The sequence below is a fragment of the Stieleria marina genome (assembly GCA_007741555.1).
GTDB lineage: Bacteria > Planctomycetota > Planctomycetia > Pirellulales > Pirellulaceae > K23-9.
Map to the genome: position 1 here is coordinate 7,313,465 of CP036526.1, position 11,923 is coordinate 7,325,387.

Annotated in this window: 7 protein-coding genes; 2 read left to right on the forward strand and 5 right to left on the reverse strand. The window is 53.7% G+C overall.

Translation table 11 applies throughout. The features are described 5' to 3' along the window. The first annotated feature begins 1,448 nt into the window (after positions 1-1,448). The gene (locus tag K239x_RS25835; protein ID WP_419189400.1) at positions 1,449-4,937 is read left to right on the forward strand and encodes a hypothetical protein; all 3,489 of its coding nucleotides are present in this window, start codon (positions 1,449-1,451) and stop codon (positions 4,935-4,937) included. 229 nt (positions 4,938-5,166) lie between these two features. Here the strand turns inward: K239x_RS25835 and K239x_RS25840 are convergent, their stop codons facing one another. The 5 genes from K239x_RS25840 to K239x_RS25860 all read right to left on the reverse strand — a co-directional run bounded on the left by K239x_RS25840 (position 5,167) and on the right by K239x_RS25860 (position 11,545). Next, complete coding sequence (locus tag K239x_RS25840; protein WP_419189401.1) at positions 5,167-6,618, reverse strand: PP2C family protein-serine/threonine phosphatase; 1,452 nt, start codon at positions 6,616-6,618, stop codon at positions 5,167-5,169. A gap of 605 nt (positions 6,619-7,223) precedes the next feature. Further along, entirely contained in the window at positions 7,224-7,604 is a 381-nt protein-coding gene (locus K239x_RS25845; protein WP_419189402.1) for a hypothetical protein, read from the reverse strand. 108 nt (positions 7,605-7,712) lie between these two features. Next, positions 7,713-8,744 carry a potassium channel family protein gene (locus K239x_RS25850; protein ID WP_473163554.1) on the reverse strand — a complete coding sequence of 344 codons (1,032 nt, stop codon included), beginning with the start codon at positions 8,742-8,744 and terminating at the stop codon, positions 7,713-7,715. Positions 8,745-8,756: 12 nt separating this feature from the next. Next, entirely contained in the window at positions 8,757-9,035 is a 279-nt protein-coding gene (locus K239x_RS25855; protein WP_145421181.1) for a metal-sensitive transcriptional regulator, read from the reverse strand. Between the two features lie 119 nt (positions 9,036-9,154). After that, positions 9,155-11,545 carry a heavy metal translocating P-type ATPase gene (locus K239x_RS25860; protein WP_145421182.1) on the reverse strand — a complete coding sequence of 797 codons (2,391 nt, stop codon included), beginning with the start codon at positions 11,543-11,545 and terminating at the stop codon, positions 9,155-9,157. 119 nt (positions 11,546-11,664) lie between these two features. Between K239x_RS25860 and K239x_RS25865 the strand changes: the two genes are divergently transcribed. Then, entirely contained in the window at positions 11,665-11,859 is a 195-nt protein-coding gene (locus K239x_RS25865) for a hypothetical protein (protein ID WP_419189403.1), read from the forward strand. Positions 11,860-11,923 lie beyond the last annotated feature (64 nt).

Consider the following 11,923-nt stretch of genomic DNA (forward strand, 5'->3'; position numbering starts at 1 on the left):
TGTTTTCCAAAACTACGGAAAGACGCGAGTTCGTTCGCCATGCGTGGTCAGACCTCAAGGCGAAAGAACGCAGACCTCGAACATTCGATCTCGGTCGTGATCGCCTTGGCTTATTTGCCAAATTCGATGGTTCTCCTCGCCTGCACCAAATTGAAACGCTTGTTGAGAAGGCACGCCAGCAGGATGGACACTTTGCAACGCGGATTGTTGAGCCAGGAAACCTGCAGGATGCCGAGCAGTGGCTCAACTGGCTTGCGATGCCCGCCTCGTTCGCAGGCATTGATTCAGGCGGCAATGATTCGCTGCAAATGTTCATTGCGTCCTTGCACGTCCGAAATTTTGACTTCGGATCCGGAACATCTCTCTCTCTGCAGACCGTGCAGGAACATTGCCGCCTAATGTGTGTGGGTGAGGAGCCTGCCTCGGGAATGCGGATATGGCGAGACATCTGGGATATTGCCAAGACGCTTCGATTGTCTGGCGGCGACATGGATCGAGGCGAGTTGATTCATTGCCTGAAGACTTCTGTGCAACTGAAGGCGTTGCCACGATTCAACGCTGCGTTTCAGATTCTACGTTCAAGGTCTGACGACGACCTGAAGCTACAACCACGAAGTCTGGGTGGTGCAGTAGAGATCGCCCGCCCTGAAGTTGGAACCTCGATTGATGACTACTTTGGATCTCAAGAGCCAATGCACGCATTCGTCCTCGGTGATTCTGGGGTTGGCAAGTCCACAGCGGTTGCAAATTCAATTGACAAAAGTGGTTCGCTCATCGAATCATTCTTCTTCCGTCTCGAAACCGCTTGTGAAATTGCTGACAACGAGTCAGTGCTGTTTGCGCCTTATACAATTCGTGAGGTCTTCTCGGGATCGCCCGAGCGTTCCAAAGTCATTGTTATCGACGGTATCGAACAAGCGGCAGGCCGCCAACAGATCAGAAACTTGGCGAAACTTGTCCTGACCGCACAGGCTGTGCCAACTTTGCGAGTTGTCTTGATTTGCCAGCGAGAGCAGTACCAACGCGTGCTGCGATTTCTCGATGACAACAACGTCGACGCGAAAAACTGGAAACGCATTATCGTCGACAGCTTTTCGCCGATTGAGGCACTAACAGCGATCAAGTCACGGCCGTCATTGAAGCGTCTATTTCTCTCGCCAACGCTTCCGTCACTTTATCGACGACCCATTATTCTTGACGCATTCTTGCGGATAGCCAGCGATCAAGATGTCGGTCATCTAGACGCTATAGGTGAGTCCCACCTGATTCATTGGGTTTGGGAACATCGCATTGTGGCTGAACACGGAACTGGTGTCAGCAACTTGCTGTTAGAGCTTGGTCGACGACAAGGAGACGAATCGGAGTTGGAAACAGCTCAATCTCTTCTCCCAGCGTTTGCCAGTTCGGTTGACTTCGCAGTGGATGGATCGCTTTTGGTGCGAAGCCAAATGAAACTTCGGTTTGCCCACGACATCTATGCAGATTGGTCTCGCATGCTGTGGCTACTTGACCAGGGAAGTTCGATGCCGGATGTCCTGGAGCTAAAAAGCTCGCGGCCGAAGTGGTATCGAGCCATCCGAATGGTTGGTATCCACTTCCTGGAACAGGATGCGTCGACAGAAACGTGGCTTAAGTACGTAGGAAAAGGAACCGCCGTCTCAGATTTGTTCCTCGACGCCGTTGTTTTTTCTGCGAATCCGGACGAGCTTCTCGAAAACTTGTCCGAACAATTGTTCGATTCTGACGCGCTGCTTGCAAAGCGTCTCGTAAGGCGTGCAATGGTGATTTGCTCAGTTCCGGGACTGCTTGCAGCAAGGAAAGAAGCGGCTGGCGAAGAATTAACCTCAATTCTCCGGACGCTACAGCGAGATCCAAAGCCATTCCACGCCGCGTTCGGTTCGTTACTGAAGTTCTTGGAGCGGCACATTGTGACTGTCGTAGAACACATGCCACACGATTCAGCAAGGATATCGCAGATGTGGCTGGAAATGACACCAACAGACTGGCCATTCCGCGCAGAAGCGAGCAAGATTGCTATTGCCGTGTGCGAAAGCAAGATCGAAAGCGATAGGCGGTGGTCGAGATCAGATGACGAGGAATGCGAAGACATCTTCAAGGCTGTCTTCTTTGCATTTGAAGAGGATCCACAGAGTGTTACTCCACTTCTTTTCGATGCTGCCGGTTTAAACCCAGATCACCATCAAGCAAAACGTGCGCGAAAGAGAGGACTGGAGTGGGAGAAAGAACGCAGTGAGATTCTTAACGAACCTGTTCGCGATTTGACCCCATGGCCCAATGGTCCGGCATATCCTCCACACGCGGCCTTCCGAAAAGCGTGCCTAGATGGCGACGCAATGTGGCCAATTTTCAAGGATGCCCCAGGTCTTGCGACACGCCTAATTCTCGCCGTTTCCATCAAGGTACGCTCTGAAGATGTAGACGAGGGATATCACGTTGGCGGGATAGGCTACAACGAGAATGGCATGGAGAGACTTTTCTATTCGATGACTGGAAAGCACTACCGCCAAGGACCGTACCTATCGTTCTTGGCAATCAATGCAGAAGCTGCCGTCAAGCTGATTTGTGAGCTTGCAAATTTTGCTGCAACCCGTCAATTGGCGAGCATTGATCGGAGCGGAGAAAACGCTGTCTTATCGCGTGTGCGATCTCCGGTGAATCATAGTCTTGACTGGCGAGGAGACGAACACAGCTTCAACTGGAACCGAGGACTCATGTCGGCGTGCGAGTCCATGGTGCCAGCGCTATCCGCTGTCGAAAAGCATATCGGCGATCTGCTCGAATCAGGGGAAAACATTGAGAAGCTTGTGACGCAACTCATGCAAAATTGTGAATGTGTCGCGATAGCTGGCGTCCTCTTTGATCTCGGTCGGCGTCATCCATCCCTATTTCGAGGGCCGCTAAAACCACTGCTCACATCCCCAGTTCTTTTAGTGTGGGCCGAAACCATTTCCGTCAACCCTAAGCAGCCAGGGTTTTGCAATGTGTCGCTGGACTATGGCGAATGGTTCTTTGACGAGCACAAGGCATGGCTTCTCGCCCAATTTCGGTCGCAAAGCATCGTCGAAATCGCAAAATCGGTTCTTGATGTTAGTGAACTGGATTGGAGTGATCCAGCGACTGCCAATCTCAAGCAGTACCTAACCGCAACGGATCGAATGGGAAATGTTTTTGATGCGATATCCGCCGTGGCCGCAAGACGAAGCATTGGGCAGCCGATGGTCCTCAACGAAACAGTCAATCCAGAACTGGTTGATACTGACAGTCTGGCCGCGACTTCTGAGCAGAAAATGCTACAGGATGCAATCGACGAGGCTCACGCTATTGAAGAACTGCTTTACCAGAACAACCAGTTCCCAGAATCCGAACTGTCGAGTATCGCCGCAGAGCTTCTGAATCCACGCGAAGAATCGGATGACCCAGTTGTCGCAGTGATCCAAAGCAACAACCGATTTGGGCTGCTTTTGTATCTTCTGTTACGCCATGAACAGTGGATCGTTGAGAACGGACAGGAGGATGAATTTGTATCGACGATTCTGGCTTTGTTAGAAACGCCTATCGTAAAGTTGCCAAAAGAAGTGATTGACGCCGGAGCAATGCCTCGGTTCATGCAGCAACTGGCTGAGCTTTCTGTGTATCTGCTTGCGAGAGATGCGAGCAACCTTGAATACAGGAAGTTCGTGTTTCAGTTTATCGTCAATCATCGCGGTCACGTGCACTCTGCGATCACCCGAGCGACATGGAGGCGTTGGACTCGCCTTGACTCGTGGGGGCCGCGAATCATTCGACTGATGTTCGATACCGCCTCCGCTTTCTGGTATTTGCAGCCCAGCTATCCGACCCTGCCGCGAGACTCGACTGGATTTGACAAAGATGCTTGGTTGATGAGTCGAGAGGAACAATTTCTGGCTGGCACATACCAAGATACTATTCCCAGCTTAAACGAATTACCTCTCACACCACCGAGGCTTGTTTGGGCGAATTGGAGGACTTCGCGTCGGTCTGACGACGATGAGCAGTGCTTTAAGCAACTGCCAATCGAGGAAACAGTTCTTGAGACTATCGTCGCAAATACGCCTCTTTGTGTCCTCTCAGAAAGCGAGAGCTTGCAATCAGCAAGAATGGCAACAGTCCAAGTTCTCCTCGACTATGAATTGGGGATTCTCAAAGCGTTTTCGACCGAGGGCGAGTTCATTGACCGACAGGATGACGATCATCCAACGATGTATGGTCAACGAGCGATTCTGGACCGCATCGGCGCGGAGATCAAGTACGCTGTCGATCCGGAGCACGCTGCTTTGCTATGGCGGCAAATTTTCGATCTCGGCGTAAGATGTCCGAAATGGATTGAGCAAGTCATGCATTCGTGGATGGGACCGCTTATTAGTGAGCCTGCTGATGCAACACAATTTGCTCAAACCTGGTCACTGATGCTTCAGTACGTTAAAGATCACGACGGCTGGAGAGACGTAGCGGATGCTGACGGATGGGATCCCGCTCGCGCCGAGTTGATCGCATCGCTATTGTGCGTGGACCAATCGTACGAGAGCTTTTGGAGTGATTCCCATGCCGAACTGATTAGCTCAATGAAAGAAGCGATCGAGCCACTTCTCCGCGAGGTGGTTGAGGATCCAACCACCTCAGCGTCTGCCCTTAGATGGATAAGCCGCAAGGTTGGTGCTTGCTTTCTTCCACAGGCAGTTTCCTGGTGCCAAGCAATCGGGAAGAAGTGCGAATCGTCAGGCGCTAACACAAGGCGAGTTCAATCGCTTGTCATGTTTTTAGATGTCGCATATCGAGAGCACACGAACGCCATGACTGGAGAATACCAAAACGAGTTTTTTGACCTCGTCTCAATGGTCGCGAGATCAGAAAATGCGATGGCTATCGAGCTTCAGCAACGGGTTGCCGATCTTTAATCGGCTGGTGCCAACAAGTTCTTCGATGACCATTCACTGAGAATACTGAACTCAACTTGCTGCTGCGTCCAGGTAGCTTTCGCAATTTGCGACCTGCTCGGCTTTGTCTTGAACCAGCCGTAGCTACTGAGCATCGCGATATCCTCGGAGACCAAGCTGCCCCGCATCGCCTGCACCATCGCTCGATTCATCCTCACGGTCGGCCGCCCGTGATTCTTGGCGGCACACCCTACCCTAGTTGAGCAACCAGCAGCGTTGTGTCATCGAACGCTTGGCGACCTTTGCGAAAGGTATCGAGCGACGACTCAAACTCTTCGACCAATTCACGAGCGGTCGAGGTCGGGACTTTTCTCATCAATTGCTCGATTCGATCGGTGCCGTATTGGTCCTCACTAGGATCGAACGCCTCGGTCACTCCGTCACTTACAATCACAATACGAGTGGAACCGTTGAGTTCGACCGTGTCCTCGTCGTAGTGCGTGTCCTCCTCGACACCCAAGATCAAGTTGCCCACGTTCAATCGCACGGGAGTGTCGCGTCCAATTTGCAAGAACGGTAATTCATGGCCAGCATTGGCATAGGTCAGTTGTCTCCTTTGCGGGTCAACGACCAGAAGCGTCATGGTCGCAAAGTGTCCCATCATCACGTACTCGCAATAGCGTTGATTCACATCTGTCAGAATTTCAGCGGGGCTGGACGACTTCTTTGCTGCTTCCGACACGAACGCCTTCAACAACGTCGCCGCCATCGCGGCTGGCACGCCATGTCCCGAAACATCTGCGACGCAGAGCAGATAGCGTCCATCGGATAGTGGAATCACGTCGTAGTAGTCACCGCCAACATCGTCGGCTGGCTCGAAAAGCTCGGCGACGTCGATTCCCACCAATCCATTGACTGCCGGGCGTAAGTTCTGTTGAATCTGGCGTGCCTTTTCCATGTGAACGCGATGGTCGCGTTGAGCGTGGTCCAGTGCCTCAGTCATTGAATTGATCTGATCGGCGAGATAACTCAGTTCTCGACAGCTTCGTGTGCGTGCAATGACGCTCAGGTCGCCGGCCGCAACACTCCGTAGCGCCGAGACGAAACCTTGGATCGGTTTGGCGATCAATTGCCGCAGTACCGCGCTGACCACGAAGGCTGCAATCGCTCCGAGCAACAACACCGCTAGCATCTGGATCAACAACGACCGACGTGTTGCGCCCACCACGGCTGAACGTTTCTCGGAAATGTAAACCGTGCCCGCTGGTCCAGCGAAGGCTCCGACGACGAGCGCCCTGGTGGCGTTCGATCTGGTGACCTTTGAATCAGCAGCCGTCCGCATTGCCAGGAGCATCCCGTCGGAGGCATGCCCATGCGAGACGGCTTGGTACGGCAGCCCTCGCCAATCCGCAGCGATATGGTGACCAGGCGAATCGTCTGTGTTCATTCGAGCACAAACGTTGTCAACCAAATCTTGAATCGCCTCGCCACCATGGGCTTCTGCGACCAGTAACGATTCGTACATCGTCTTAGCTTCTTCGGTCAACGCGATCTGCTTCTCGTTCAAATGCCGATCCATCCGCACGCGGTAGTCAACGACAAGAAACAGAACGACAAACCCAAAGAGAATTGCATTGACGAGGACAAGCAATTGCCGGCTGATCGGCAACTGATGCCATCGGTGTTTGAATGTGTCCATCATGGCACCTTTAACAGAGAAGCCGGGCGAGTTTTCACGCTCGCCCGGCTGATATGGGATCGAACAGAATCAGAAGCAATTAGCTGCGCTGAGCAGGTTCGTCTTCCGTGGCACTTGCCGATCTTTTTCCGCAGCAGGCCGCGCCAACACTGCAGCAGTACGCCCGCTTTCACAGCACGTCGGTTGACCCGTGAGGCTGGCGACGCCGCCGGTAGCAGCATTCGCTTCAGCGTGCTTCCCGCAGCATCGTGTGTTTACCGAGCAGCAATAGGCATGCTTGGCACAGCACGTGGGTTGAGAAGTTGCGTTCACCACTTCGTCAGTGGTCGCTTGCGATTCACCGTGTTTTCCACAGCATGGCGCATGAACCGTGCAGCAGTATGCGTGCTTGGCACAACACGTCGGACCAGCCGATGCGGCGGAGGCTTCAGCATTACCAGCGGGGACGAACGAAACGGCAAACAAAACAGCAGAGAATACAGTCGCTAACATTTTGGAAACTCCAGGATTGATGGCGCAGCCGACATCGACATGCACCGATTGGGAAACTGAAACATCTTCGTTTTTGGGATTGGGTCTGGCTTCGCAGGTCGAAGCAGAGCCAATCGCTAAATCTGAAGACGAACGTGCCAATCAATCAGAGAGTTGGGACGGACAAAAGAATCCGGCCGACCAAAGGCGACCGATTCGGTCTTCCAGGTGATCCGCAAGAAGTCGCTGCGTTCCAAGCCGCGAGGCGACGGATCGTCGCCAGAAGTTCGCGGCGGCAACCAGACTGTCGTCTCACACGAAGCCATTGCAGGGCATTCGTGCAAAGGATCACTGTAACAGCAGCCGTGCCCGACCGGCTGCGGCTGGCAGCACACATGAGGGCAAGGCTTCGCGTCGTGTGATCCTGCCCGAGCGGCTGGCGAGGACGCCAACAGCACCGCGATCACTGCAAAAGCAGCAAACAATCGAATGGCAGGGTTGGTGTGACGACGGTTCATGGCGGACAGTTCCAAGAGCTTTCAAAGGACTCCCACTGAGGGAATCTCTTCTTTGATGCTCTTTGGATGCACGGCCCCGACGTTTCTTCACGACTTCGATAAAAGATTTCAGGATTCTTTTCGGGGTTCGCTTCTGGTGCAAACAGCAAGCGCGTTCAGGTCGTGAAGCCACTCGGATTGCTGATCGACAAAGGCTGATTTTAGCTGGTCCGATAAGTCGTCAGAGTCGCCGATCGACCGCGAAATCTCGATCGCCAACCGTGGGTCGGGAACGTCATGCGTCGAGTGACAGATCACGAAATGCCGTTTGGTCTCCTCCAGCATCTGCATGCTAGCGTGCCAAAGCCGATCGACAGCCTCGGCACTGGCGGCGGGCCTGGCAGTATCGACGTGCCGCGCCGCTCGCATCATTGAAGAAACCTCCAAACAGAATCGCAGCATTCGGCTCATCGCATACCGCGGTTCGCTAAATCGAAAGTAATGCAGGACAGGATAGAAATGATGCGACTCCAACAAGTCCGCCATGTTCGACGACATTGTGTATAGGTCTTGGTTTACCAACGAAGGATCGCTCTCGGTCAGATACGCTCGCAAATAGCCAAGGCTGTCTCCGGTTCGTCCAGTGCGATACTCAATTTCGTTGGCAAACTGGTTGCGACGGGCGAGGGTTGAATAGACCGAGATGACGTAAGCCAACACGAGCGTGAAGAAGCTGAACCCCAAGCCGGCAGCGGTGATCGTCAAGAACTGCATCACTGGCGTTCGCGGCACCAAGTCACCCACACCCAACGTGGTAATCGTGAACCCAGCGTAATACACCGCGCTCGCAAAATCCGTATCCGTCGGTGTCGATCCGGTAGCCGTGATGCCCGTGCCAAGTTGAGGCCACACGATCAGGCTGATGCCAATCAACAGCAGCGTCGCCCAACACAAAACTTGTGTAACGATCAACGCCGGCCCGAAGAAAACCAGAACTCGCGGATGGGAGAATACTCGCGTTCGGACTAGATAGTGAAAACCACGATTGATGACTGCCGTAATCGGACCAACAGTCGCACGTGGATGCAGAACTGCCATGAACGTTTCCCAGACGCCAAGGCAAGTCATCAGAAACCCGCCAGCAGTCAAAAACCAATTCATGACGTTAGTATTTCACTCGCCGTACTTCCGAAAGACCGTCATCAGCTCTTCGATCTTCTCGTCACGTTCCTTGGCACTACCGCTTTTGATCGCCTCGCTAACACACGTTTGGATGTGCTGTTCCAAGACAATCTGGCCGACTTTGTTCAATGCTCCCGTCGCAGCGGACAACTGCATCAAAATATCGACGCAGTATTCCTCATCCTCGATCATACGACCCACCGCTTCGACTTGTCCGATGACACGTCGAAGTCGGTTCTTGAGCTTCTTTTTTTCGTCGTCTGAAAGCATTCGTGGGAACTTTGGATAGGCTGGCTTTTCAAGAAGCCCGATTTTAGCGTGATAGGTCGATAGTCGTTAGATGGGTCTCGGTCGGCTCCTTTAGAAGCGAAAGCCTGCTTTGCCACAGTTTAGGTGAGTTTGGCGGCACGAAGGCGTAACGCGTTTGCGATTACCGATACGCTGCTGAAGCTCATCGCTGCCGCCGCAATCATGGGACTGAGAAGTACGCCGAACACCGGATACAAGAGTCCTGCAGCAACCGGGATTCCCAGAGCGTTGTAGATGAATGCGAAGAACAGGTTCTGACGAATGTTGCTCATCGTTTTGCGGCTCAAGTTCGCAGCCGCTGCCACACCGCGAAGATCACCACCAACGAGCGTGACGCCCGCAGACTCGATCGCAACGCCCGTCCCGGTACCCATGGCGATGCCAACGTTCGCTTCGGCGAGTGCCGGAGCGTCATTGATTCCATCGCCACACATCGCAACCGTTTTGCCTTCCTTTTTCAACTTGCGAACAAAGTCATGCTTTTCCTCGGGCGAAACACCGGCATGAAATTCGTCGATACCCAACTTCGTCGCCACGGCTTTCGCAGTCGGTTCGGCGTCGCCAGTTAACATCACCACCTTCAATCCGAGTTCATGCAACGTCTTCAAAGCCACTGGCGTGCTCTCCTTGATCGGATCAGTAATCGCGAGAATTGCTGCCAGCTTGTTGTTGATCGCTACGAACACAACCGTCGCACCTTCGGCCTGATGCGATCCCGCTTGTTCCCGCCCCGCATCCACGCCCTCGATTCCCTGTTCGTCCAACAAGTCAGCCTTGCCGATCAATACATCATGATCATCGACGCGAGCGCGAACTCCACCACCGGTGATACTGTTGAATTCACTTGCCTCCACAACCTGCAACTCATCCGCCTTCGCTCGGCGAACAACCGCCTGCGCCAACGGATGTTCGCTCTGTGCTTCGACCGCCGCAGCCAACGTCAATACATCGTTCTCATTCCAGTCACCAAACGTCTCGACGCCTGTCACTTCCGGTCGCCCCTTGGTTAGTGTGCCGGTCTTGTCGACGACGATCGTGTCAACCTTCTCCATGACTTCGAGGACTTCTGCATTCTTAATCAACACGCCTTCCTTTGCACCGCGGCCTACGCCGACCATCACCGACATCGGCGTCGCTAGCCCCAACGCACAAGGACAAGCAATGATCAACACAGCAACGGCCGCTACAAACGCATGAGCAAGTTGCGGCTCCGGACCAAACACCGCCCAACCGATGAACGCGAGAATCGAGCAAACAATCACCGCCGGCACAAAGTATCGAGCGACCACATCGACCAGTTTCTGAATCGGCGCGCGACTTCGCTGAGCGTCCGCGACCATTTGCACGATGCGATTGAGAACCGTGTCGCCGCCTACACCGACGGCTTCCATCACGAGCGCACCGGTCTGGTTCAACGTCCCGCCCGTGATTTCATCGCCTTCCACCTTCTTCACCGGCATCGGCTCACCCGTCAACATCGACTCGTCAACGCTGCTTGATCCGCTAAGAACTTTCCCATCAACCGGAACTTTCTCGCCAGGACGAACTCGCAGCCGATCGCCCTTGTGGACTGAATCGAGCGAGACCTCTTCCTCGCCATCGCCCGTGATTCGGTGTGCCGTATCGGGAGCAAGCTTCATGAGTTCGCGAATCGCTCCGCCCGTTTGCTGTCGTGCACGCAGTTCCAACACTTGCCCGAGCAGCACCAACGTGATGATCACGGCCGCTGCTTCAAAGTAGAGAGGTGGAACACCGTTCTCGAAGAACGCCTCTGGGATCACACCAGGAAGCAACACGACGACCAAACTGAACAGATACGCTGCCAACGTTCCCACGGCGATCAACGAGAACATGTTCAATTTCATCGTGCGAAACGACTTGGCTCCGCGAACCAACAATGGCCATCCGCACCAGAACACAACCGGCGTTGCCAGAGCCAACTGCAACCAGCCAAACACCGTCTGGCTCATCCAGTCCGCGACCCGCAATCCCACCATCGGCCCCATCGCGATGATGAGCAATGGCACCGACAACGCAACGCCCACCCAAAAGCGACGTTTCATGTCGGAATACTGTTTGTCCTCACCCTCATCAGCCAACGCGACGACCTTCGGCTCCAAGTCCATCCCGCAAATCGGGCAATCGCCAGGACCAACCTGCTCGATCTCAGGGTGCATGGGACAGGTGTAGATCGCCTCAGGGTCTGCCGGGGAATCGCTCTTCGTGGCCGACGATCCACCATCCTTTCCGCTGCAACAGCAAGATGATTCCTTCATCGCAGTGGGTTTCTTCGCTGCATCTTTCTCTGCTCTCGATGCCAACGTGCCAGCGGGATCGACCTCAAATTTCGTTTTACAACCTGCACTACAAAAGAAATACGACTTCCCTTCGTGTTCGCTACGACGCGAATTGCCTGGATCCACGGTCATTCCGCAAGCCGGATCAATGGCAGAGATGGAAGTAGTGTTCATGGTTCATTCCTTCGTGGACAAGTTGGCAGCTTGCAATATACCCCATTACGGTATGCAACTTGCATACCGCTAAGACAGCGGCAACGGGGCCGTAACGACAATTTCAAAATGAGAAACGAATGAGTACGGCAACCGCATCCATGAAAGAGTGCCTTGAAAACTGCCAAGAATGCCAAGCGATCTGTGCTGACATGCTGACCACCCAATGCCTACCCGAAGGCGGCAACCATGTCGAGCAAACGCACGTCAAGCTGATGCTCGATTGCATCGCCGCTTATGCGGCTTCGAGCGTCGATGTACGAATTCATCGATGAATATCCAAGTGGAAAGATCGTTAATCGTTCTCAACGAGGCTATACGGCCGCAGACGTTACGCGG